The sequence below is a fragment of the Pseudomonas sp. NFPP25 genome (assembly GCF_900116505.1).
GTDB classification, from domain to species: Bacteria; Pseudomonadota; Gammaproteobacteria; order Pseudomonadales; family Pseudomonadaceae; genus Aquipseudomonas; species Aquipseudomonas protegens.
This window is the reverse complement of sequence record NZ_FPBG01000003.1, coordinates 486,481-511,440: the sequence shown is the minus strand read 5'-3', so window position 1 is coordinate 511,440 and position 24,960 is coordinate 486,481. Positions and strand designations below refer to the sequence as shown.

The 24,960-nt window shown below is 60.6% G+C and carries 20 protein-coding genes; 2 read left to right on the top strand and 18 right to left on the bottom strand.

The window, feature by feature from the left end:
- Nucleotides 1–230: 230 nt before the first annotated feature.
- From tilS to rpsB, 18 genes are all read right to left on the bottom strand, one after another.
- Nucleotides 231–1,547, bottom strand: a complete 1,317-nt coding sequence (gene tilS, locus BM382_RS14325) for a tRNA lysidine(34) synthetase TilS (protein WP_072443131.1) — start codon at nt 1,545–1,547, stop codon at nt 231–233.
- A gap of 133 nt (nt 1,548–1,680) precedes the next feature.
- Nucleotides 1,681–2,628 carry an acetyl-CoA carboxylase carboxyltransferase subunit alpha gene (locus BM382_RS14320; RefSeq protein ID WP_011059539.1) on the bottom strand — a complete coding sequence of 316 codons (948 nt, stop codon included), beginning with the start codon at nt 2,626–2,628 and terminating at the stop codon, nt 1,681–1,683.
- Nucleotides 2,629–2,767: 139 nt separating this feature from the next.
- Nucleotides 2,768–6,289 (bottom strand): DNA polymerase III subunit alpha, encoded by a 3,522-nt coding sequence (gene dnaE, locus BM382_RS14315; protein ID WP_053149264.1) that lies wholly within the window; start codon nt 6,287–6,289, stop codon nt 2,768–2,770.
- A 69-nt stretch (nt 6,290–6,358) separates the two neighbouring features.
- Complete coding sequence (gene rnhB / locus BM382_RS14310) at nt 6,359–6,991, bottom strand: ribonuclease HII (RefSeq protein WP_015634336.1); 633 nt, start codon at nt 6,989–6,991, stop codon at nt 6,359–6,361.
- A gap of 17 nt (nt 6,992–7,008) precedes the next feature.
- Nucleotides 7,009–8,136, bottom strand: a complete 1,128-nt coding sequence (gene lpxB / locus BM382_RS14305; protein WP_170866330.1) for a lipid-A-disaccharide synthase — start codon at nt 8,134–8,136, stop codon at nt 7,009–7,011.
- Nucleotides 8,136–8,912 carry an acyl-ACP--UDP-N-acetylglucosamine O-acyltransferase gene (gene lpxA / locus BM382_RS14300; RefSeq protein ID WP_011059535.1) on the bottom strand — a complete coding sequence of 259 codons (777 nt, stop codon included), beginning with the start codon at nt 8,910–8,912 and terminating at the stop codon, nt 8,136–8,138. Before lpxA ends, lpxB begins: the two co-directional genes overlap by 1 nt.
- The gene (gene fabZ, locus BM382_RS14295; protein ID WP_007924058.1) at nt 8,909–9,349 is read right to left on the bottom strand and encodes a 3-hydroxyacyl-ACP dehydratase FabZ; all 441 of its coding nucleotides are present in this window, start codon (nt 9,347–9,349) and stop codon (nt 8,909–8,911) included. Before fabZ ends, lpxA begins: the two co-directional genes overlap by 4 nt.
- Before the next feature lie 109 nt (nt 9,350–9,458).
- The gene (gene lpxD / locus BM382_RS14290) at nt 9,459–10,514 is read right to left on the bottom strand and encodes a UDP-3-O-(3-hydroxymyristoyl)glucosamine N-acyltransferase (protein ID WP_011059534.1); all 1,056 of its coding nucleotides are present in this window, start codon (nt 10,512–10,514) and stop codon (nt 9,459–9,461) included.
- A 3-nt stretch (nt 10,515–10,517) separates the two neighbouring features.
- The gene (locus BM382_RS14285) at nt 10,518–11,021 is read right to left on the bottom strand and encodes an OmpH/Skp family outer membrane protein (RefSeq protein WP_011059533.1); all 504 of its coding nucleotides are present in this window, start codon (nt 11,019–11,021) and stop codon (nt 10,518–10,520) included.
- A gap of 45 nt (nt 11,022–11,066) precedes the next feature.
- A complete protein-coding gene (gene bamA, locus BM382_RS14280; RefSeq protein WP_011059532.1) occupies nt 11,067–13,457 on the bottom strand; it encodes an outer membrane protein assembly factor BamA in 2,391 nt (796 codons plus the stop codon).
- 74 nt (nt 13,458–13,531) lie between these two features.
- Nucleotides 13,532–14,884: a sigma E protease regulator RseP gene (rseP, locus tag BM382_RS14275; RefSeq protein ID WP_011059531.1), complete on the bottom strand. Its 1,353-nt coding sequence runs from the start codon at nt 14,882–14,884 to the stop codon at nt 13,532–13,534.
- A gap of 49 nt (nt 14,885–14,933) precedes the next feature.
- Nucleotides 14,934–16,124 carry a 1-deoxy-D-xylulose-5-phosphate reductoisomerase gene (gene ispC, locus BM382_RS14270; protein ID WP_053149254.1) on the bottom strand — a complete coding sequence of 397 codons (1,191 nt, stop codon included), beginning with the start codon at nt 16,122–16,124 and terminating at the stop codon, nt 14,934–14,936.
- Nucleotides 16,121–16,927, bottom strand: coding sequence for a phosphatidate cytidylyltransferase (locus BM382_RS14265; protein WP_011059529.1), 807 nt, complete (start codon nt 16,925–16,927; stop codon nt 16,121–16,123). The genes ispC and BM382_RS14265 overlap by 4 nt, the downstream gene beginning before the upstream one ends.
- Nucleotides 16,927–17,682: a polyprenyl diphosphate synthase gene (gene uppS / locus BM382_RS14260; RefSeq protein ID WP_011059528.1), complete on the bottom strand. Its 756-nt coding sequence runs from the start codon at nt 17,680–17,682 to the stop codon at nt 16,927–16,929. Before uppS ends, BM382_RS14265 begins: the two co-directional genes overlap by 1 nt.
- 15 nt (nt 17,683–17,697) lie before the next feature.
- Nucleotides 17,698–18,255 (bottom strand): ribosome recycling factor, encoded by a 558-nt coding sequence (gene frr / locus BM382_RS14255; RefSeq protein ID WP_011059527.1) that lies wholly within the window; start codon nt 18,253–18,255, stop codon nt 17,698–17,700.
- Nucleotides 18,252–18,995: a UMP kinase gene (gene pyrH / locus BM382_RS14250; RefSeq protein WP_011059526.1), complete on the bottom strand. Its 744-nt coding sequence runs from the start codon at nt 18,993–18,995 to the stop codon at nt 18,252–18,254. The genes frr and pyrH overlap by 4 nt, the downstream gene beginning before the upstream one ends.
- 209 nt (nt 18,996–19,204) lie before the next feature.
- Nucleotides 19,205–20,071 (bottom strand): translation elongation factor Ts, encoded by an 867-nt coding sequence (gene tsf / locus BM382_RS14245; protein ID WP_011059525.1) that lies wholly within the window; start codon nt 20,069–20,071, stop codon nt 19,205–19,207.
- Between the two features lie 203 nt (nt 20,072–20,274).
- A complete protein-coding gene (rpsB, locus tag BM382_RS14240) occupies nt 20,275–21,012 on the bottom strand; it encodes a 30S ribosomal protein S2 (protein ID WP_011059524.1) in 738 nt (245 codons plus the stop codon).
- A gap of 407 nt (nt 21,013–21,419) precedes the next feature.
- Here rpsB and map point away from each other — a divergent pair, with 407 nt between their 5' ends.
- The gene (gene map, locus BM382_RS14235) at nt 21,420–22,202 is read left to right on the top strand and encodes a type I methionyl aminopeptidase (protein ID WP_011059523.1); all 783 of its coding nucleotides are present in this window, start codon (nt 21,420–21,422) and stop codon (nt 22,200–22,202) included.
- 48 nt (nt 22,203–22,250) lie between these two features.
- On the top strand, nt 22,251–24,953 hold the full coding sequence (locus BM382_RS14230) for a [protein-PII] uridylyltransferase (RefSeq protein WP_072443129.1): 2,703 nt from the start codon (nt 22,251–22,253) through the stop codon (nt 24,951–24,953).
- Nucleotides 24,954–24,960: the final 7 nt, after the last annotated feature.

Sequence of the window (24,960 nt, the reverse complement as noted above, 5' to 3'; positions counted from 1 at the left end):
GAAAGCGAAGGAAGGCCGAAGCCCCCGATCACCTGCATTAATCACAGTGCACCTTTCAAAAAAACCGCCGCGTGGTGACAGACCGGATGCAAAAACACCGGTAGGTTGCTCGCTACACATTTTTTGGAATCGCCCAGCAAAGACTGCTTGGTAATCGGCAACTCCTGCAATTCAGGCGAATCCACAGAAGTTGTATCAAGAAGGGAGCGTAGTCTACCGGAAAGCCCCTTTCAGCTCAAACCTTGATCGCTGGTTGGTGGCAGCCATTGCAATGGCCAGCCACCCTGGGGGTTTGTCGCAAGTGCCGGCAGGTTCGCCACCGCGAGCAAGCGGTCGTCCTGATACAGCAGCGGCAATCTGCCACGGACGAAACCCGGCAGCCCGCTTTCATTGAGCAGACGCTTCAAGTCCCGATGGCCGCGGCCGGCCAGGTGCATGATCTCGCCCCCCTGGCGATAGCGGATATGCAGCGATCCGGTCGGCACTGGCCCAGGGAACGACACCTGACCGTTGCCCGGCAGAAGCAAGGGCTTTTGCGGATCGAGCCACTGCAACCGTCCGTCGACCGGTTGCAGCCAGCTGCCGGACAGCCACCAGACTCGCCCTGCCGCACGATGCAACTCGCCATCGGCCAAACGCCACACCGGTCGCCCTTCGGCACCCGCATCTCGCAGGCTGTCCCAGCCGCGCCAGTGATCGGTATCCGGCAGACGGCCAAACCGGCTCAACCAATGGCTCAAGGCATTGCGTTGGCGCGCGCCCGACAAAGACTGCAAAGGTGCCAGGGCCAGTGAGGGCAGATCCAGCCAGGGCCAGACGCTAGCACCGCGGGCTGCATCCAGGTCCATGATCGCCAGCTCATCGAGCAGGCCCTGGGCTTCATTCAAGTGCGCGGCGCTGCGGCTCATGCTGAGTGCCGCCTGGGGCCAGCGCGCGGTAATCGCCGGCATGACCTGGTGGCGCAGGTAATTGCGCGAATACTGATGATCGGCGTTGGATGGGTCTTCGACCCAGCTCAACTGATGCTCCGCGGCGTAGCACTGCAGTTCGGCACGTGACACATCAAGCAAGGGTCGCAGCAGGTGCCCGTCGCCCAACGGCCGCGCTGACGGCATTGCCGACAAGCCCCTGACTCCGGCACCGCGCAGCAGGCGGAACAGCAGCGTTTCCGCCTGGTCGTCACGATGCTGCGCCGTCAGCAGCACTTCACTGCTCGCCGTGAGCCGTGCGAAAGCGCCATAGCGTGCCTCGCGGGCGGCGCGCTCCAGGCTGGCACCGGCTGGCACCTGGACGCGAAGCACCTGCAGCGGCACCCCCAGCGCATCACAGAAGGCCTGACAATGCTCCGGCCAGGCGTCGGCCGCAGCCTGAAGCCCATGATGGATATGCACAGCCGCAAGTGGAGGAAGGCGATGGTGCTGCGCCAGATCGGCGAGCAAATGCAACAGGACGGTGGAATCCAGGCCACCGGAGAAAGCCACGCGCCAACTCCTGGAGTCGCGCCAGGGCGCGAGGCTTTGCAGTAGTTTGGCGGAGAGAGCGTTCATGACGTGTTCAAGACCTGTAGGAGCGGCCGGGTGGCGTACTGCTTGCCCGCATAAGCAACAACGCCGCCATCGAATCGATGGCGGCGCCTGGGTCGCGAACGAGCGTGCCCCTACAAGGGGAGGCAGTGCTCGATCAGAGACCGTAGCTCATCAGGCGGTCATAGCGACGGGCCAGCAAGGTGTCGTTGTCCATTTCCTTGAGCATGGCCAACTGCGTGCTGAGCTCGGCACGGATCGAGGCCGCCGCGGCAGCCGGATCCCGATGGGCACCGCCCAATGGCTCGCCGATGACCTTGTCGACAATACCCAGGCCTTTGAGGCGCTCGGCGGTAATGCCCATGGCTTCGGCGGCATCGGCAGCCTTTTCCGAGGTTTTCCACAGGATCGAGGCGCAGCCTTCCGGCGAGATCACCGCGTAAGTGGAGTACTGCAGCATGTTCAACTGGTCACAGACACCGATGGCCAAGGCACCGCCGGAACCACCCTCACCAATCACGGTGGCGATGATCGGGGTCTTAAGGCGCGCCATGACCCGCAGGTTCCAGGCAATGGCCTCGCTCTGGTTGCGCTCTTCAGCATCGATGCCCGGATAGGCGCCGGGTGTGTCGATGAAGGTCAGGATCGGCATCTTGAAGCGCTCGGCCATCTCCATCAGGCGGCAGGCCTTGCGGTAGCCTTCCGGACGCGGCATGCCGAAGTTGCGGCGGACCTTCTCGCGTACTTCACGGCCTTTCTGGTGCCCGATGATCATCACCGGCTGCTCGTCCAGGCGAGCAACGCCGCCTACGATGGCGGCGTCGTCAGAGAAGTGGCGATCGCCATGCAGCTCGTCGAACTCGGTGAAGATGTGCTGGATGTAGTCCAGGGTGTACGGGCGACGCGGGTGCCGCGCCAGACGTGCGATCTGCCAACTGGTGAGCTTGCCGAAGATGTCCTCGGTCAGGGTGTTGCTCTTGTCCTGCAGGCGGGAAATCTCATCGCCGATATTCAGCGAATTGTCATTACCGACCAAGCGCAACTCTTCGATCTTGGCTTGCAGGTCGGCGATCGGCTGTTCGAAATCAAGAAAATTCGGGTTCATAGGCGTCCGTCTGGGCTCGACGTCCAAGGGAGCTTGGGCCGGCCGGTTGTCTATTCGCGCCCTACCTTAAGGGACGGACGCGTTGAGGTCGAGATTAAAAATTCAAGTGACGATGAGGCGCAATGATGGCACCTCACCGTCAACGGTATTGGAGGAAGACGTTGTCTCGCCCGAACTGGTCACGCAGGGCTTGAATCAAGCTGTCCGCCGGATCGATCCGCCAGTTCTCGCCAAACTGCAGCAGGGCCTTGGCGTCATCCCGGGTGTACTCCATGGTGATCGGGCATGCGCCGCGGTGGCGCTTGAACAGATCACCCAGCCAGCGTAGCTGATCGCCCTTCAGGGCATCGCTGTGGATCTTCAGGCGCAGGCTTTCCGCCAGGTTGGTCCGCGCATCCTCCATGCTCATCACCCGCTTGACCCGCAGGCGCAGGCCGCCGGAGAAGTCGTCGTTGCTGACCTCGCCCTCCACCACCACCATGGCGTCGGTCTGCAGCAGCGACTGCGCCGAGTGGAACGCATCGGCAAACAGCGAGGCTTCGATCCGCCCCGAGCGGTCGTCGAGGGTGATGAAGCCCATCTTGTCGCCCTTTTTGTTCTTCATCACCCGCAGGGCGATGATCATGCCGGCCACGGTCTGGGTATCCCGGGCCGGCTTCAGGTCGATGATGCGCTGGCGGGCGAAACGACGGATCTCGCCTTCGTATTCGTCGATCGGGTGCCCGGTCAGGTACAGCCCCAGGGTATCTTTCTCGCCTTTCAGGCGTTCCTTGAGGGTCAGTTCCTTGGCCTTGCGATGGTTGGCGTAGACATCCGCATCCTCATCGACGAAGACCCCGCCGAACAGGTCGGCGTGGCCACTGTCGTGGGTACGGGCGGTCTGCTCCGCAGCCTTGATCGCTTCTTCCATGGCCGCCAGCAGCACGGCGCGGTTCTGGTCGATATTGGCCTGGTAGGCCTTGGGCTCATCGAAGAAGTGCGGCCCCAGGCGGTCTAGGGCGCCGCTTCGAATCAAGCCGTCCAGGGTCCGCTTGTTGATGCGCTTGAGGTCGACCCTGGCGCAGAAATCGAACAGATCCTTGAAAGGGCCTTCCTCGCGGGCTTCGGTGATGGCTTCCACCGGCCCCTCGCCGACGCCCTTGATCGCCCCCAGGCCGTAGACGATGCGACCTTCGTCGTTCACCGTGAACTTGAACTCGGAGGTGTTCACGTCCGGCGCGTCGAGGCGCAACTTCATGATCCGCACTTCCTCGATCAAGGTCACGACCTTGTCGGTGTTGTGCATATCCGCAGACAGTACCGCCGCCATGAACGGCGCCGGGTAGTGCGCCTTGAGCCAGGCGGTCTGGTACGACACCAGGCCGTAGGCGGCGGAGTGGGATTTGTTGAAGCCGTAGCCGGCGAACTTTTCCACCAGGTCGAAGATGTTGCCCGCCAGGTCCGCATCGATGTTGTTGCTGGCGCAACCCTCAATGAAGCCGCCACGCTGCTTGGCCATCTCCTCGGGCTTTTTCTTACCCATGGCCCGACGGAGCATGTCCGCACCGCCCAGGGTGTAGCCGGCCATGACCTGGGCAATCTGCATCACCTGTTCCTGGTACAGGATGATGCCGTAGGTCGGCGCCAGTACCGGCTGCAGGCCGTCGTACTGATAGTCCGGGTGCGGGTAGGCCAGCTCGGCGCGGCCGTGCTTGCGGTTGATGAAGTCATCCACCATGCCCGATTGCAGCGGCCCCGGACGGAACAGGGCCACCAGTGCGATCAGGTCTTCCAGGCAGTCGGGCTTGAGCTTCTTGATCAGCTCCTTCATGCCCCGGGATTCAAGCTGGAATACTGCGGTGGTTTCAGCTTTCTGCAACAGGCTGTAGGTCGGCTTGTCGTCCAGCGGGATAAAGGCGATATCCAGCGGCTCCTCGCCGACCTTGGCGCGGTCGCGGTTAATGGTTTTCAGTGCCCAGTCGATGATGGTCAGGGTCCGCAGACCGAGGAAGTCGAACTTCACCAGGCCAGCAGCCTCGACGTCATCCTTGTCGAACTGGGTCACCAGGCCACCGCCCTCTTCGTCGCAGTAGATCGGCGAGAAGTCGGTGAGCTTGGTGGGCGCGATCACCACGCCCCCGGCGTGCTTGCCGACGTTACGCACCACGCCCTCGAGCTTGCGCGCCATCTCCCAGATTTCCGCTGCCTCTTCATCGACCTTGATGAAGTCCCGCAGGATCTCTTCCTGCTCGTAGGCTTTTTCCAGGGTCATGCCGACTTCGAAGGGAATCATCTTCGACAGACGGTCAGCCAGGCCGTAGGACTTGCCCTGAACCCGCGCCACGTCACGGACCACCGCCTTGGCCGCCATGGAACCGAAGGTGATGATCTGGCTTACCGCGTTGCGACCGTACTTCTCGGCCACGTAGTCGATTACCCGGTCGCGACCGTCCATGCAGAAGTCGACGTCGAAGTCGGGCATGGAGACCCGCTCCGGGTTAAGGAAACGTTCGAACAGCAGGTCGTATTCCAGCGGATCGAGGTCAGTGATCTTCTGCACATAGGCCACCAGGGAACCGGCACCCGACCCCCGGCCCGGACCTACCGGTACGCCGTTGCTCTTGGCCCACTGGATAAAGTCCATAACGATCAGGAAGTAACCGGGGAAGCCCATCTGGATGATGATATCCAGTTCGAAATTCAGCCGGTCGACGTAGACCTGACGCTTGGCCTCGTAATCCTCGGTGGTGTCCTTGGGCAGCAGCACGCTGAGGCGCTCTTCCAGGCCGTCGAAGGAAACCTTGCGAAAATACTCATCGATGGTCATGCCATCGGGAATCGGGTAGTCAGGCAAGAAGTGCTTGCCCAGCTTGACCTCGATGTTGCAGCGTTTGGCGATCTCGACAGTGTTTTCCAGCGCCTCGGGCAGGTCACTGAACAGCTCGGCCATTTCCTCGGCGCTTTTCAGGTACTGCTGGTCGCTGTAGTTCTTTGAGCGGCGCGGATCGTCCAGGGCCCGGCCTTCACCGATGCAAACCCGGGTTTCGTGGGCTTCGAAGTCTTCCTGCTTGATGAAACGCACGTCGTTGGTAGCCACCAGCGGCGCGCCGATCTTGTCGGCCAGGGCCACCGCAGCGTGCAATTGCTCTTCGTCGTTGGGGCGGTTGGTACGCTGCACTTCCAGGTAGAAGCGCTCGGGGAATACGGCCATCCACTCCCGGGCCAGGGTCTCGGCAACCTCGAGATCGCCGGCGATCAGGGCCATGCCGATCTCGCCCTCCTTGGCCGCCGAGAGCATGATCAGGCCTTCCGCGGCCTCCGCCACCCACTCACGCTCGATGATGATCTGGCCGTTGCGCTGGCCATCGATGAAGCCGCGGGAAATCAGCTCGGTCAGGTTGCGATAACCCACGGCGTTCATCACCAGCAGGCTGATGCGGCTCAGGGGGTTATCCGGGTCCTTGTTCGACAGCCACAGGTCGGCGCCGCAGATCGGCTTGATCCCCGCACCCATGCTGGTTTTATAGAACTTGACCAGGGAACACATGTTGTTCTGGTCGGTGACCGCCACCGCCGGCATGCCCATGCCGGCCAGCGCCTTGACCAGCGGCTTGATCCGCACCAGACCGTCGACCAGGGAATATTCAGTGTGCAGGCGCAGGTGAACGAATGAAGCCGGCATAGTGATCCTGTAATAAGCGCGAAAACAACAAGGCCCGGATTGTACCGGGCCTCGACTAAAACATCAGCCTCAGGACTGAATCTCGCCCAGCGCCTCGCGGGCTTCGTAGGCTTGCCGCACCGGAGCGAAAGAGCGCCGGTGAATCGGGGTCGGCCCCAGGCGGGCCAGGGCTTCCAGATGCACCGGGGTCGGGTAGCCCTTGTGGCCACCGATGCCATATCCCGGATAGATCAGCTCGAAAGCGGCCATTTCTCGGTCACGGCTGACCTTGGCCAGGATCGATGCCGCAGCAATCGCCGGAACCTTGCTATCGCCCTTGACCACCGCTTCAGCCGGCATCGCCAGCTTCGGGCAACGGTTGCCATCGATCATCGCCAGCTTCGGGGTCACACTCAGCCCCTCCACCGCGCGCTGCATGGCCAACATCGTGGCATGGAGGATATTCAGCTCGTCGATTTCCTCGACCTCAGCCCGGGCGATGCACCAGCTCAGGGCTTTCTCGCAGATTTCGTCGAACAGCTTCTCGCGCCGGGCTTCGGTGAGCTTCTTCGAATCGTTGAGGCCGAGAATCGGCCGCGTCGGGTCGAGAATCACTGCCGCGGTGACCACTGCACCACACAAAGGACCGCGGCCGACCTCATCGACCCCGGCCACCAGGTCCTCGGCGTCCGCCACCAAGGTGAAATCCAGGCCCATTTGCATTTTCGGGTTACTCACAGTCATTTGCCGATCAGCCCAAGCACGGCTTGCGCGGCCTGGTTGGATGCGTCGCGACGCAAGGTTCGGTGGATCTCGTCAAAGCCGCGAGTCTGCTCTTCACCACCTTCGATCAGCGGCGACAAGGTCTGGGCCAGAGCATCGGCCGTGGCATCGTCCTGCAGCAGCTCAGGCACCAGGAGGCGCTGGGCCAGCAGGTTCGGCAGGGAAATGTACGGGCTCTTGACCATGCGCTTGAGAATCCAGAACGTCAGCGGCGCCAGGCGGTAAGCCACGACCATCGGGCGCTTGTAGAGCAAGGCTTCCAGGGTCGCGGTACCGGAGGCGATCAACACCGCATCGCAAGCAGCCAGCGCCTTGTGGGACTGGCCATCGAGCAACGTCAGTGGCAGATCACGATTGGCCAGCAACTGCTCCAGCTGGACCCGCCGCTCCGGGCTGGCGCAAGGCATGATGAAACGCACGCCGGGGCGCATGGCCCGCAGGCGCTGAGCGGCATCGAGGAACAAGGCGCCCAGGCGCCCTACTTCGCCACCGCGACTACCGGGCATCAAGGCCACCAACGGCCCTTCTGGCAACCCCAGCTCCGCGCGTGCTGCGGCTCGGTCGGCCTCCAGCGGAATGGCATCGGCCAGAGAGTGACCGACGAACTTCACCGGTACCCCCTTCTCTTCATAGAAGCGGGCTTCGAAGGGGAACAGGGTCAGCATCAGGTCGCAGCCTTCGCGGATCTTCAGCACTCGCTTCTGCCGCCAGGCCCAGACCGAAGGGCTGACGTAGTGCACGGTCTTGATCCCGGCCTGACGCAGCTTGAGTTCGATATTCAGGGTGAAATCCGGGGCATCGATACCGATAAACACATCCGGCTTTTCAGCAATCAGGGTCTGGATCAGCTTCTTGCGTCGAGCCAGAAGCTCACGCAGGCGCCCAAGCACCTCTACCAGCCCCATGACCGCCAGGCGCTCCATGGGGAAGTAGGAAACAAGGCCTTCGGCCTCCATCAGCGGACCACCGACCCCTATGAATTCGACGGCCGGGTGCTGAACCTTGAGAGCTCGCATCAAACCGGCGCCGAGAATGTCGCCGGAGGCTTCGCCAGCCACCAGCGCAATACGCAGAGTGCTCATGATTAACGGGTGATGCCGCGAGTCGAGGACTGGATCGAGTCACGAAAGACCGCGACTTCAGGAAACTGTGCAGCCGGCTCGGCCAGCTCGGCCAAGGCCTGATCAACCGTCAGCCCCTGGCGATAGACCGTCTTGTAGGCACGACGCAGCGCGTGGATCGCATCTTCGCTGAAGCCGCGACGGCGCATGCCTTCGAAGTTCATGCTGCGGGCTTCGGCGGGGTTGCCGAATACGGTGACGAATGCCGGCACGTCCTTGCCGATGGCGGTGCCCATGCCGGAAAAGCTGTGGGCGCCGATATGGCAATACTGATGCACCAGGGTGAAACCGGAGAGAATCGCCCAGTCATCCACATGCACATGGCCGGCCAAGGCGGTGTTGTTGACCAGGATGCAGTGGTTGCCGATAACACTGTCATGGCCGATGTGGGCATAGGCCATGACCAGGTTGTGATCACCCAGAGTGGTTTCGGAACGATCCTGGACGGTGCCACGGTGAATGGTCACGCCTTCGCGGATCACGTTGTGGTCACCGATCACCAGGCGGGTTTCCTCGCCCTTGTATTTCAGATCAGGCGTGTCCTCACCTACCGACGAAAACTGGTAGATGCGGTTGTGCTTACCGATCCGGGTGGGGCCCTTGAGAATCACATGGGGCCCGATCACTGTACCCTCGCCGATTTCCACACCAGCGCCGACGATCGACCACGGGCCAACCTCAACGTCGTCGGCCAGGACGGCCGTCGGATCGATGATTGCGCGAGGGTCAATCAAACTCATAGTTTGCGTTCCGCACAGATGATCTCGGCAGAGCACACCGGCTTGCCGTCGACCGAAGCCTGGCATTCGAACTTCCAGATCTGGCGCTTGCAGCTGATGAACTTGGCTTCAAGGATCAACTGGTCGCCCGGCAGCACCGGCTGGCGGAAGCGCAGCTTGTCGGAACCGACGAAGTAATAGAGGGTGCCGTCGGCGGGCTTCACGTCGAGCATCTTGAAACCGAGAATGCCCGCAGCCTGAGCCATGGCCTCGATGATCAGCACGCCCGGCATGATCGGGTGCGCAGGGAAGTGACCATTGAAGAACGGTTCATTGATGCTGACATTCTTGTAGGCACGAATGCACTTGCCTTCAACATCCAGGTCCACTACCCGATCCACCAACAGGAAAGGGTAACGGTGAGGCAAGTATTCGCGAATCTCGTTGATGTCCATCATTTCGGGGGGAAGCCTGTAGTAAAGAGTGGGAGCGCGCGACTAACGCACGCTCCTCTAGCAAATCAAGGAGGCAGTCTAGCGGCTGTGCACACTTGATATGGAAATGGTATCAGCCATCAGATGAAGCATTGCCGCCGGGGGTCACGTCCCCAACGCGCTTTTCCAACTGACGCAAGCGCCGTGCAAGGTCATCCAGCTGGCGGATGCGTGCCGCGCTTTTGCGCCACTCGGCAGCAGGCTGCATGGCCGTACCGGAAGAGTAGGCGCCCGGCTCGGTAATCGAGTGGGTCACCATGGTCATCCCGGTGAGGAATACGTTGTCGCAAATATCGATATGCCCAACTAGGCCCACGCCACCGGCGAGCATACAGTGCTTGCCGATCTTGGTACTGCCGGAGATCCCCACACAAGCAGCCATGGCGGTGTGATCACCGACCTGGACGTTGTGGGCGATCTGGATCTGGTTGTCCAGCTTCACGCCATTGCCAATGACGGTATCGGCCAGGGCACCGCGGTCGATCGCCGTGTTGACGCCGATTTCCACATCGTCACCGATGGTCACGCCGCCAATCTGGGCGATTTTCTGCCAGACGCCTTTTTCATTGGCAAAACCAAAGCCTTCCCCCCCCAGCACAGCACCTGACTGAATGACCACACGCTTGCCGATACGCACGTCGTGATACAGGGTCACCCGTGGTGCCAACCAGCCACCTTCGCCGATTTCGCAGCGGGCGCCGATAAAGCAGTGAGCGCCGATGGTCACACCTGCAGCAATCCGCGCACCGCTCTCGATCACGGCAAAGGGGCCAATGCTGGCCGCAGGATCTACCTGCGCATCAGCGGCAATCACCGCAGAAGGATGAACACCTGCCTGTGCCTTTGGCTTGGGATCGAACAAATGGGAAATGCGCGCATAGGCCAGGTAGGGATCGGCCACTACCAGTGCATCACCGGCATAGGCTTCGGCATCCGCGGCCTTCAACAGCACCGCGCCGGCCTGACAATCCACCAGGTACTTGCGGTACTGGGGATTTGCCAAAAAGCTCAACTGAGCTGGGCCAGCCTCCTGCAAGGTGGCTAGCCCAGTGATTTCCTTCTCCCCGTCGCCACTCAAGGTGGCGCCGAGGAACTCGGCCAACTGGCCGAGCTTTATGGTCGCGGTCATGGCTTACTTCAGCTGATTCATACGCTCGATAACCTGGCGAGTGATGTCGTACTGAGGTTTGACATCAATCACTGCGCCACGCTCGAAGACCAGGTCGAAACCGCCTTTCTTGATGACTTCTTCCACAGCGCTGTCCAGCTTCGGCTTCAGCTGCTTGAGCATTTCGCGGTCGGCAACGGCTTTGGCTTCGTTCAGCTCCTTGGACTGGAACTGGAAGTCACGGGCCTTTTGCTTGAACTCGAGCTCCAGGCGTTCACGCTCGCCCTGCTGCATCTTGTCGCCACCGGCCACCAGACGGTCCTGGATGCCTTTGGCGCTGCTTTCCAGAGTCTTCAGCTTGGTCAACTGAGGGCCGAACTTTTTCTCGGCATCCACGGCGTACTTCTTGGCTGCGTCAGATTCCAGCAGGGCCATCTGATAGTTCAGGACGGCGATTTTCATTTCGGCAAATGCCGGGCTCGCGACCAGAACGGTGGCCAGGAGAACCAATTGAGTCAACTTACGCACGATGCACTCCTACAAAATCCATTGTCGTTATCTTGGATCAGGCTATTAGAAAGTCTGACCGAGAGAGAATTGGAACACCTGGGTTTCAGCGTCATCCGGTTTCTTGATCGGCATCGCCAGGGCGAAGCTCAATGGCCCCAGAGCGGTGACCCAAGTCACACCGACACCAACCGAACTGGCCAGATTGCTCAGGCTGATATCGTTGCACTGCGTTTTCACGTTCGACGCCGCAATGGTGTTGGACGTGCTTTCACAGCGAGAGTTGAAGACGTTACCCACATCCCAGAACAAGGAGGTACGCAGCGAGCGCTGATCCTTGACGAAAGGCAACGGGAACAGCAACTCGGCACCACCCTGGATCAATACGTTACCGCCGAATGGCAGTGGATCCTGGTCCGGGTCGGCAGCCGTACCGACGTTACCGGTTACACCAACACCACGACTAGGAGTACTGCGTGGGCCCAGAGTACTGTCCTTGAAGCCACGTACCGAGTTGAAGCCACCAGCATAGTAGTTCTCGTAGAACGGCAAGCCCTTGGTATCACCAAAGCCGTCGCCATAACCCAGCTCGGTATGGAAGCGCATGGTGTAGTTCTCACTCAACGGCGTGAACAACTGGCCACGGTAGTCGAGCTTGAAGAACGACAGGTCGCTGCCCGGGGTAGTGGTTTCCAGCACCAGGCTTTGCGAGTGACCGCGGGTCGCCAATACGCCTTTGTTCAGGGTCGACTCGGACCAGCCGGCCGAGGCCTTGAAGTTCAGGTAGCTGTCGCCCTGCTTGTTCACGAAGTCGAAGATTTCGTCGACGGTGTACAGGCCGGTCTTGATCTTGTCCTGCTGCGCGGTCAGACCGAAGGTCAGACGCGAGGTCTCGCTGATCGGGTAGCCCACGCTGACGCCGGCACCCAGGCTGTCCACCGCATAGCTGGCCACGTCGACGTCGAGGTCTTTGTAGTCAGTGGTGCGATAGAAGGCGTTGTAGCCCAGGCTCACGCCATCGGCGGTCCAGTAGGGGTCTACGTAGCCGAAGTTGTAGCGGCTCTGGTATTCGCTGCGGGTCAGGCCGATGCTGACCTTGTTACCGGTACCCAGGAAGTTGTTCTGGGTGATCGAACCACCGAGGATCAGGCCCGCGCTCTGAGCAAAACCGACGCTGGCGGTGATCGAACCGGATGCTTGTTCTTCAACCGCGTAGTTCACGTCTACCTGGTCATCCACACCCGGCACGGCCGGGGTCTCGACGTTGACTTCCTTGAAGAAGCCCAGGCGCTCAAGACGGGTCTTGGATTGATCGATCAGGTAGGTCGAAGCCCAGCCGCCTTCCATCTGGCGCATCTCGCGGCGCAGCACTTCGTCCTCGGACTTGGTGTTGCCACGGAAGTTGATGCGGTTGACGTAGGCACGCTTGCCCGGGTCCACCACAAAGGTGATGTCCACGGTGTGGTCTTCATCGTGAGGCTGAGGCACGCCGTTGACGTTGGCGAAGGTATAACCCTCGTTGCCCAGGCGGCGAGTGATGAGTTCGGAAGTGGTGGTCATCAGCTTGCGCGAGAACACCTGGCCCTTCTCCACCAGCAGCAGCGCCTTGACCTGGTCTTCAGGGACTTTCAGGTCACCGCTGAGCTTCACGTCACGAACGCTGTACTTCTCGCCTTCGTTGACGTTGACGGTGATGTAGACATGCTTCTTGTCCGGGGTGATGGACACCTGGGTCGAGGCGATATCCATGTTGATATAGCCGCGGTCCAGGTAGTAGGAACGCAGGCGCTCCAGGTCACCGGAGAGTTTTTCACGGGCGTACTTGTCGTCGTTCTTGAAGAACGACAGCCAGTTGGTGGTCTTGAGTTCGAACAGGCCGATCAGGTCTTCATCGGGGAAGACGGTGTTGCCTACCACGTTGATGTGCTGGATGGCTGCGACTGTGCCTTCGTTGATCTTGACCTTCAGGCCAACCCGGTTACGTGGCTGCGGCACGACTTCGGTTTCAACGCTGGCCGAGTAACGACCCTGAGCGACATATTGACGCTGCAGCTCGTTGCGCACGCCTTCGAGGGTCGCGCGCTGGAAGATTTCACCTTCCGCCAGGCCGGACTGCTTGAGCCCTTTCATCAGGTCGTCAGTGGAGATCGCCTTGTTGCCTTCGATCTCGATACTGGCAACCGACGGACGTTCGACTACCGTGATGACCAGGACGTTGCCATCGCGGCCCAGCTGGATGTCTTGAAAGAAACCGGTTTTGAACAGCGCACGAGTGGATTCCACCAGGCGACGGTCGTCCGCCTGCTCGCCGACGTTCAACGGCAAGGCACCAAAGACGCTACCCGCGGAAACGCGCTGGAGGCCGTTGACGCGGATATCGGAGATAGTGAAGGACTCGGCGTGAACTTCGGCGATCATCAATACGGTGAGAACCGCAGTTAGCAGCAGACGTTTCATGAAGTCCTTTCTTATTCCAACTGGCAATAAACAAACTGCCGCAAAATGCGGCAGATTCGCAATTCAGCGAAGCGTTACAGACGACCCAGATCGTTGACCAGAGCAAGCAGCATGACTCCGACCACCAAGCTGATACCGATCTGTATCCCCCAACCTTGCACCCGATCCGACAAGGGACGACCACGCGCCCACTCGATCAGATAAAACAGCAAATGCCCCCCATCCAGTACCGGGATGGGCAACAAATTCAGAACACCCAGGCTAATACTCAGATAAGCAAGGAAATTCAAGAAATCAGCAATGCCCGACTGGGCAGAAGCGCCCGCCACTTTAGCAATGGTTATCGGTCCACTCAAGTTTTTTACCGAGAGCTCGCCGAACAACATTTTCTTCAGCGATTCGAGGGTCAGAACGCTCATGGTCCAGGTCCGTCGGGCCCCTTCACCAATCGCCTCCAACGGCCCGTAGCTGACCTCGCGAAGCATCTGCGGCGGCCAATCTACCGCTTTCACCCCGGCCCCCAGGTAGCCATTTGGCGCTTTGCTTTCGCCGCGGCTGGCCAAGGTCACGGGGACGTCGATTTGAGCACCATCGCGCTCGACATGCAGCACAATTTTCGTATCAGGGTGCACACGGACCCAATCCACCACTTGCTGCCAGTCATTGAGGGGCTGGCCATCAAGGGCCAACAGACGATCGCCGGTCTTCAGGCCAGCGGCCTGGGCCGGGCCCTTGGGGTCAAGTTCAGCCAGCACCGGCGGCAGGGCCGGACGCCACGGACGAATGCCCAGGGAGCGAATCGGATCCGGCTCATCAGCCCCTTTCAACCATTTATCCAATTCCAGCTGGCGTGGCGAATCCACAGTGGCGCCCTGCTCACGCACCAGCACCTGCAGCGCACCGCTTTCACCCAGGCGCCGCACCAGTTGCAGGTTCACGGCCGCCCAGCCGGTAGTCGGCTCGCCGTCGATGGCGACGATTTCCTGGCCGGCACTGAGCCCGGCCTTGGCAGCAATACTGCCAGCCTCTACATCACCGATGACCGGCCGCACCTGCTGGCTGCCCAGCATCGCCAGGGCCCAGAAAAACACCAGTGCGAGGAGGAAGTTGGCAATCGGACCGGCAGCAACAATCGCGATACGCTGGCGAACCGACTTGCGGTTGAAGGACTGATCGAGCTCCTCGGCAGCTACCTCGCCTTCACGCTCATCCAGCATCTTCACATAGCCGCCCAGCGGGATAGCGGCGATGACGAACTCGGTGCCGCGACGATCATGCCAGCGCAGCAAGGGCATGCCAAAGCCCACGGAGAAGCGCAGAACCTTGACGCCACAGCGACGGGCGACCCAGAAGTGACCGAATTCATGGAAGGTGACCAGCACACCCAGGGCTACCAGGGTGCCGACAATCATATAGAGCGCGCTCATCTACTTTCTCCGCAATCCTATTCGCCGCCACTCGCCCCGGTCGCGAATCCTATCGCCCGTTACGCTGCAACCATTGTTGCGCCAGGACTCGAGCCCTGGCGTCTGCCGCAAACACTGCGTCGAGTTCATTGACTGCGACCACAGGCTCACGGGTTAAAACCTCATCGATGATACTCGCGATCTCCGGGTAGCGGATGCGCCGCTCGAGAAACGCCGATACCGCCACCTCATTGGCCGCATTCAGCATGGCCGGAGCGCTGTTACCCGCCTCGGCAGCTTGCCGTGCCAGGCGCAGGCAAGGGAACCGCTGCTCGTCGGGTGCCTGGAAATCCAGGCGAGCAATGGCGAACAGATCCAGCGGCGCTACACCGGAATCAATGCGCTCCGGCCAGGCCAGGGCATTGGCGATCGGGGTGCGCATATCCGGATTACCCAACTGCGCCAGGACCGAGCCGTCGACGTAATCCACCAGCGAGTGGATCACGCTTTGCGGGTGCACCACCACTTCGACCTGGGAAGGCCTGGCATCAAATAGCCAGCAGGCCTCGATCAGCTCCAGCCCCTTGTTCATCATGCTTGCCGAGTCCACGGAGATCTTGCGCCCCATGGACCAGTTCGGATGGGCACAGGCCTGTTCGGGGGAAACATGCTCAAGCTCTTCCAGAGGCGTCTGACGGAAAGGACCGCCCGAAGCCGTCAGAAGAATACGTCGCACACCGACCCGACTCAGCCCGCGGGAAAAATCCGCGGGCATGCATTGAAAGATCGCATTGTGTTCACTGTCGATAGGCAACAGCACGGAACCACTCTTGCCCACTGCCTGCATGAACAGCGCGCCAGACATCACCAGCGCTTCCTTGTTGGCCAACAGGATCTTCTTGCCGGCCTCAACCGCCGCCAGAGTCGGGCGCAGCCCCGCCGCCCCGACAATCGCCGCCATCACGGCATCGACTTCCGGAGCCGAGGCCACCTCGCACAACCCCTGCTCCCCCACCAGCACCTGGGTAGCCAGGCCGGCGGCGCGCAAATCTTGCTGAAGGCGGCTGGCGGCCGCGGCCTCGGGCACCACCGCAAAACGGGGCTCATGCTTTACGCACAACGCCAGCAACTCGGCCAGACGCGTGAAGCCCGTCAGGGCAAACACTTGATAACGATCCGGATGACGGGCAATCACATCCAGGGTGCTCAGACCGATAGAGCCGGTAGCCCCCAGAACCGTGATCTGTTGTACAGCCGTCACAGCGCAGCCATCCACAACAGCACGGCAAACACCGGAATGGCCGCGGTCAGGCTGTCGATGCGGTCCAGCACCCCACCATGACCGGGCAACAGGTTACTACTGTCCTTGATACCCGACTGGCGCTTGAACATGCTCTCGGTCAGGTCGCCGACCACCGAAATGAATACAACGATCGCTGCACCCAGCAGCCCCAGGATCATCTGCCCCAGGGTCCAGTCACGCACCAGCCCCACCACCGCGGTGATCACCAGGCTCAACGCCAGGCCGCCGTACACGCCCTCCCAGCTCTTGCCCGGGCTGACCTGGGGCGCCAGCTTGCGCTTGCCGAAGGCCTTGCCGGAGAAGTAGGCACCGATATCCGCGCCCCACACCAGCACCATCACCGCCATGATCAACCAGTTGCCCAGTGGCAGCTGCTTGATGAACACCAGCCCTTGCCAGGCCGGCAGCAGGATCAGCAGGCCGATCAACAACTTGGGTGCGGCACCCGACCATTGCTCGCTGGAACGCGGATAGGTCAGCACCAGGTAGGTCGCCAGCGCCCACCACAGCACTGCAGCCCCCAGCACCCAGGGCGCAACACCCGGAACCAGATGCATCAGGAACAACAGCGCCGCCACCACCACGGCGAAGGCCACCCGAGCCGGCTGCGCCTCGAAGCCCGCCAGGCGCGCCCATTCCCAGGCACCCAGGCTTACTACCAGGCCGATGAACAGGGCGAACCCCGAGCCTTCGAGCAGGAAGAACCCGCACAAGGCGATCGGCAGCAGGATCAGCGCAGTAATGATTCGTTGTTTAAGCATTAAACCCGGGCTCCAGCCTCGACCTGCTCGCTCGTCTTACCGAAGCGTCGCTGGCGAGATGCGTAATCGGCCAATGCGTTACGCATGGCTTCGTGTTTGAAGTCCGGCCAGAACAGGTCGGAGAAATACAGCTCGGCATAGGCCAGCTGCCACAACAGGAAATTGCTGATGCGATGCTCGCCACCGGTCCGGATGCACAGGTCCGGCAGCGGCAGGTCGCCGGTCGCCAGGCAGGTCTGCAGCAGGCCCGGAGTGATGTCCTCGGGCCGCAGATGCCCGGCCTGGACCTCGCGCGCCAGGCGTTGGGCGGCCTGAGCGATATCCCACTGGCCGCCATAGTTGGCGGCGATCTGCAGGATGAAACGATCACTACCCGCGGTAATGGCCTCCGCTTCGCGCATCGCCGCCTGCAACTCGGGATGGAAGCGTGAACGATCGCCAATGATCCGCAGGCTGATGTTGTTCTCGTTGAGGCGCTTGGCTTCACGACGCAGGGCCTTGAAGAACAGATCCATCAAGGCACTGACTTCGTCAGCCGGGCGCTGCCAGTTTTCACTGGAAAAGGCAAACAGGGTCAGCACCTCGACCTTGGCCTCAGCGCACACTTCGATCACTGCACGTACCGCATCGACACCCGCCTTATGCCCGGCGACACCCGGCATAAAGCGTTTTTTTGCCCAGCGGTTATTACCGTCCATGATGATCGCCACATGGCGCGGCACCGAGGACAACACAGACTGCTTGGTCTTTTCCATGAAAACGCCTGACCCTTATACGGCCATCAAGTCCTTTTCTTTTTCCTCAGTCGCCTTGGCGATCTGAGCTTCAAAGTCCTTGATCAGCTTATCGATTTCGGCGCTGCCACGGCGCTCTTCGTCTTCGCTGATTTCCTTGTCCTTGGTCAGCTTCTTCAACTCACCCAGGGCATCGCGGCGAATATTGCGCACTGCAACCCGCGCATCCTCGGCGGCAGCACGCGCCTGCTTGGTGAAGCCCTTGCGGGTTTCCTCGGTCAGCGGTGCCATCTTGATCAGCAGCAGCTCACCCAGGTTGGTCGGATTGAGGTTAAGACCGGCACTGCCGATGGCCTTGTCGATGGCTCCGAGCATATTGCGCTCGAACGGCACTACCTGCAGGGTCTGGGAGTCCTTCACGGTAACGTTGGCAACGCCACTCAACGGTGTGTCGGTACCGTAGTAAGGCACCATCACACTGCCCAGGATGCTGGGGTGAGCCTTGCCGGTGCGAATCTGGCCGAATGCATGGGCCAGGGACTCCAGGGATTTCTTCATGCGCTCTTGAGCGTCTTTCTTGATTTCGTTGATCATTGCTCGCCTTCCTCGATCAGGGTTCCTTCAGCGCCACCATGCACGATATTCAGCAGGGCGCCGGGCTTGTTCATGTTAAATACCCGCAGCGGCATCTTGTGGTCGCGGCACAGGCAGATTGCCGTCAGGTCCATCACTCCCAGCTTGCGATCCAGCACTTCATCGTAAGTCAGATGATCGAACTTCTCGGCATGCGGGTCCTTGAACGGGTCTGCAGTGTAAACACCATCGACCTTGGTTGCCTTGAGCACCACGTCGGCATCGATCTCGATAGCGCGCAGGCAGGCTGCGGAGTCGGTGGTGAAGAACGGGTTGCCGGTACCGGCCGCGAAGATCACCACCTCTTTGGAGTTCAGGTGGCGCATCGCCTTGCGACGGTCATAGTGATCGGTCACGCCGACCATGGAAATAGCCGACATCACGATGGCCGAGATATTCGCACGTTCCAGTGCATCACGCATGGCCAGGGCGTTCATCACAGTGGCCAGCATGCCCATGTGGTCGCCCGTGACCCGATCCATCCCGGCCGCGCTCAATGCAGCGCCGCGGAACAGGTTGCCACCACCGATCACCAAGCCTACCTGGACGCCGATACCAACCAGCTGGCCGACTTCCAGCGCCATGCGATCCAGCACCTTGGGATCGATCCCGAACTCTTCCGAGCCCATCAGGGCCTCGCCGCTAAGCTTGAGTAGAATGCGTTTATAGCGAGCTTGATAACCACTGCCCTGCTGAGCCATTGCGAATCTCTCCTGCGGCGTATTTAAAAAATTCTTTGCGGGCTGTTTACAGCCTGCGTTCACTCTAGCTTGACGCTGTCACAGCGCCATCAGAACACGACTTTGTAAGGCGGTTCCGAGGATAAACAACTAAATTACCCTGCCCATTTGAAAAGAGGCTGCGCGCGTGAGCGGGCAGCCTCTTCTGGGCGACAGTTGAAAAAACCGTCTTACTGTTGCTTGGCAGCAGCCAGTTGTGCAGCAACTTCTTCGGCGAAGTTGTCTTCTTTCTTCTCGATGCCTTCACCTACCGCGAAACGGGTGAAGGAAACGATTTCAGCGCCGCCTTTCTTGGCCAGAGCACCTACGGTGATTTCTGGATCCTTGACGAAAGCTTGCTCAACCAGGCTGGCTTCGGCCAGGAACTTGCTGATACGACCAGCGATCATTTTTTCAACGATTTCGGCTGGCTTGCCTTTCATCTTGTCTTCGTTCAGCTGCAGGAACACAGCCTTTTCACGCTCGATCGCTTCAGCCGAAACTTGCGATGGCAGCAGGAACTCAGGGTTGCTGGCCGCTACGTGCATGGCGATGTCTTTGGCCAGTTCAACGGAACCGCCTTTCAGAACAACCGCAACACCGATCTTGTTGCCGTGCAGGTAGGTGCCGACCACGTCGCCTTCAACGCGAGCCAGACGACGGATGTTGACGTTCTCGCCAGTCTTGCCAACCAGGATCAGGCGGGCAGCTTCTTGAGCTTCGATCAGCGGAGCGGCGTCGGTCAGCTTGTCAGCAAAAGCCTTTTCCACGCTAGCGGCAACGAATGCCTTGAAATCGTCCTGCAGAGCCAGGAAGTCGGTCTGCGAGTTGACTTCCAGCAGGACAGCGGCTTTACCGTCGTCCTTGATGGCGATAGCGCCTTCAGCAGCAACGTTGCCTGCTTTCTTGGCAGCCTTGATGGCGCCGGAAGCACGCATGTCATCAATGGCTTTTTCGATGTCGCCGCCGGCCTTGGTCAAGGCCTTTTTGCAATCCATCATGCCTTCGCCGGTACGCTCGCGCAGTTCTTTGACCAACGCTGCAGTAATCTCTGCCATTTTCAAAATCCTCTTGGATAGGTTTTCAACCATTCCACCCGATCGAACGGGCGCTCAATTCTTGGGCATTGCCCCGAAACCACTTCATAACAGCCCCGCATTACAGAAACTGTTGGGGCGCGACGACGAAATGATTTTCGAGTTGGCAAAAAGGGGGCCAAGCCCCCTTTTTGCGTGCTGAGTCAACGCTACGCGTCAGTTACTCAGGCTTCAGCCGCCGGTGCTGCAGCTTCTTCGAACACTTCGGTGCCGCCAGCAACGTTGTTGCGACCACGGATCACAGCGTCAGCCATCGAACCCATGTACAGCTGGATGGCGCGAATGGCGTCATCGTTGCCTGGGATGATGTAGTCAACGCCTTCCGGGCTGCTGTTGGTATCGACAACGCCGATGACCGGGATGCCCAGCTTGTTGGCTTCGGTGATCGCGATGCGCTCGTGGTCAACGTCGATCACGAACAGTGCGTCAGGCAGGCCGCCCATGTCCTTGATACCACCCAGGGAACGATCCAGCTTTTCCAGATCGCGAGTGCGCATCAGCGCCTCTTTCTTGGTCAGCTTGGCGAAGGTGCCGTCTTCTGCTTGCACTTCAAGGTCACGCAGACGCTTGATGGAAGCACGGATGGTTTTGTAGTTGGTCAGCATGCCGCCCAACCAGCGGTGATCGACGTACGGCGAACCGCAACGTGCTGCTTCTTCAGCAACGATCTTGCCAGCGGAACGCTTGGTGCCGACGAACAGAATCTTGTTTTTGCCCTGGGCCAGACGCTCTACGAAAGTCAGAGCTTCGTTGAACATTGGCAGGGTTTTTTCAAGGTTGATGATGTGGATCTTGTTGCGCGCGCCGAAAATGTACTTGCCCATTTTCGGATTCCAGTAACGGGTTTGGTGACCGAAGTGCACACCGGCCTTCAGCATATCGCGCATGTTGACTTGGGACATGATAGTTCCTTAATAAGTCGGGTTAGGCCTCCACGTATCCCAATGACCAACCAACAGCTTGTGCTGAGGGCACCCAGGTCATCGTGTCGACACGTGTGTGGGTTTGAGCTTTTCGGGGCATCCCCGGAAAGCGGCGCATTTTATACCACAGCAAGGGCAAAAACGGAACCCGGATTCACACTCGGCGATCCGCAGGCATTTTGCCCGCCTCTTGGAATCGGTCCAGAATGCACCATTGTATAGAGAGAAGCGCCAGCAGAACCTCAGATTTGCGCTGAGCCTCTGTTAGAATCGCACCTTTGCGGCTTTTGAAAACCTTGCTGGCCCATCGTAGGCCAAGCCTTGCGCATGCGGGTTTTCGAGCCATTTCCGTGTTTATCGCGCCCCTGGGCGTCAAGAGAGCCTGTATGACCGTCACCCTCAAAACTCCCGAGGACATCGCCAAAATGCGTGTCGCCGGCAAACTGGCCGCCGACGTGCTGGAAATGATTGCCGAGCATGTCAAACCCGGTGTCACCACCGAAGAACTGGACCGCATCTGCCATGACTACATCGTCAATGTGCAGGGTGCGATCCCTGCCCCGCTGAACTACAAGGGCTTCCCCAAATCCATCTGCACCTCGATCAACCACGTGGTGTGCCACGGCATTCCCAACGAGAAGCCGCTGAAGGATGGCGACACCCTGAACATCGATGTGACCGTCATCAAGGACGGCTACCACGGCGACACCAGCCGCATGTTCCACGTCGGCACCGTGCCGGTCTGGGCCGAGCGCCTGTCGCAGATCACCCAGGAATGCATGTACAAGGCCATTGAACTGGTGAAACCGGGCTGCCGCCTGGGCGACATCGGCGAAGTGATCCAGAAGCACGCGGAAAAGAACGGTTTCTCGGTGGTACGCGAGTTCTGCGGCCACGGCATCGGCAAGGTGTTCCACGAAGAGCCGCAGATCCTGCACTACGGCCGTGCCGGTACCGGCATGGAGCTCAAGGCCGGCATGACCTTCACCATCGAGCCGATGATCAACCAGGGCAAGGCCGACACCAAGGTCCTGGGCGACGGCTGGACCGCCATCACCAAGGACCGCAAGCTCTCCGCGCAGTGGGAACACACCCTGCTGGTCACCGAGACCGGCTACGAGATCTTCACCCTGCGCAGCGATGACACCATCGCCCGGGTGTCAGCCTGATCCACAACGCTGCGTCCCGACCTTATAGATAGAAAGGAAAGCCAATCGATGCCGCAGGTGGACCCCGAACTCTTCGACCGCGGCCAGTTCCAGGCGGAACTGGCGCTGAAGGCCAGCCCTATCGCCGCCTTCAAGAAGGCCATCCGCCAGGCACGGGAAGTGCTGGATACGCGCTTTCGCAGTGGGCGGGAGATCCGCCGGCTGATCGAAGACCGCGCCTGGTTCATCGATAACATCCTGCAAAAGGCCTGGGACCAGTTCAGCTGGAGCGAAGACGCCGACATCGCCCTGGTGGCGGTCGGCGGCTACGGTCGCGGCGAGCTGCACCCCTATTCCGACATCGACCTGCTGATCCTCCTGGACAGCGCCGACCACGAAATTTTCCGCGACTCCATCGAACGCTTTCTTACCCTGCTCTGGGACATTGGCCTGGAAGTCGGGCAAAGCGTGCGCTCGGTGGACGAATGCGCCGAACAGGCGCGGGCCGACCTGACGGTGATCACCAACCTGATGGAAAGCCGCACCATTGCCGGCCCCGAGCACCTGCGCCAGCGCATGCTGCAAGTGACCAGCACCGAGCACATGTGGCCGAGCAAGGATTTCTTCCTGGCCAAGCGGGCCGAGCAGAAGGCCCGCCATCACAAGTACAACGATACCGAATACAACCTGGAGCCCAACGTCAAAGGCTCGCCGGGTGGGTTGCGGGACATCCAGACCATCCTCTGGGTCGCGCGCCGCCAGTACGGCACCCTGAACCTGCGGGCCCTGGCCGGCGAAGGCTTCCTGGTGGAAAGCGAAAACGCGCTCCTGGCCTCGTCCCAGGAGTTCCTGTGGAAGGTCCGCTACGCGCTGCACATGCTCGCGGGGCGCGCCGAGGACCGCCTGCTGCTCGACCACCAGCGCTCCATCGCCACCCTGCTGGGCTTCGAGGGCGAAGATGCGAAACAGAGCATCGAAAGCTTCATGCAGCAGTACTACCGGGTGGTGATGAGCATCGCCCAGTTGAGCGACCTGATCATCCAGCACTTCGAGGAGGTGATCCTCGCCCCCGAGGACGAGGCACCGCCACAGCCGATCAATGCGCGTTTCCAACTGCACGACGGCTACATCGAGGCGATCAACGACAACGTATTCAAGCGCACGCCGTTCGCCATGCTGGAGATCTTCGTGCTGATGGCCCAGCACCCGGAAATCAAGGGCGTGCGCGCCGACACCATCCGCCTGCTGCGCGAACACCGGCACCTGATCGATGACGACTTCCGCCACGATATCCGCAACACCAGCCTGTTCATCGAGCTGTTCAAGTGCGAAATCGGCATCCACCGCAACCTGCGGCGGATGAACCGCTACGGCATTCTCGGACGCTACCTGCCGGAGTTCGGCTTCATCGTCGGGCAGATGCAGCACGACCTGTTCCACATCTATACCGTGGACGCCCACACGCTGAACCTGATCAAGCACCTGCGCAAAATGCAGTACACGCCGATCTCCGAGAAATTCCCGCTGGCCAGCAAGCTCATGGGCAAGCTGCCCAAGCCCGAGCTGATCTACCTGGCCGGTCTGTACCACGACATCGGCAAGGGCCGTCATGGCGACCACTCGGAAATCGGCGCCGTGGATGCCGAAGCCTTCTGCGTGCGCCACCAGTTGCCGCAGTGGGATACCCGGCTGATCGTCTGGCTGGTGCAGAACCACCTGGTGATGTCCACCACGGCTCAGCGCAAGGACTTGTCCGACCCGCAGGTGATTCACGATTTCGCACAGATCGTGGTCGACCAGACCCGCCTCGACTACCTCTACGTACTGACCGTCGCCGATATCTACGCCACCAACCCGACGCTGTGGAACTCCTGGCGCGCCAGCCTGTTGCGCCAGCTCTACACCGAGACCAAGCGAGCCCTGCGCCGCGGCCTGGAAAACCCGGTGGACCGCGAAGAGCAGATCCGCCAGACCCAGAGCGCCGCCCTGGACATCCTGGTGCGCAACGGCACCGATCCGGACGAAGTGGAACAACTCTGGTCCCAACTGGGGGACGACTACTTCCTGCGCCACACCGCCGGCGACGTGGCCTGGCATAGCGACGCGATCCTCCAGCAGCCGGCCGACGGCGGGCCACTGGTGCTGATCAAGGAAATCACCCAGCGCGAGTTCGAGGGCGGCACCCAGATCTTCATCTACGCCCCGGACCAGCACGACTTCTTCGCGGTGACCGTGGCCGCCATGGACCAGCTCAACCTGAACATCCATGACGCGCGCATCATCACCTCCAGCAGCCAGTTCACCCTCGACACCTACATCGTCCTGGACAACGACGGCGAATCCATCGGCAACAACCCGCAGCGAGTCGAGCAGATCCGCAAGGGCCTGACCGACGCCCTGCGCAACCCCGACGACTACCCGACCATCATCCAGCGCCGGGTGCCGCGCCAGCTCAAGCATTTTGCCTTCGCCCCCGAGGTGACTATCCACAACGACGCCCAACGCCCGGTGACCGTGCTGGAACTCAGCGCCCCGGATCGCCCGGGTTTGCTGGCGCGGATCGGCAAGATCTTCCTGGAGTTCGACCTGTCACTGCAGAACGCCAAGATCGCCACCCTGGGCGAGCGCGTGGAAGACGTGTTCTTCATCACCGATGCGCACAACCAGCCCCTGTCCGACCCCCAGCTGTGCAGCCGCTTGCAGGATGCGATCATCGAGCAGTTGAGCGTCAGCCACGAACCGACTATCGAAATGACCCGCCTGAGCATCTGACGGGTCC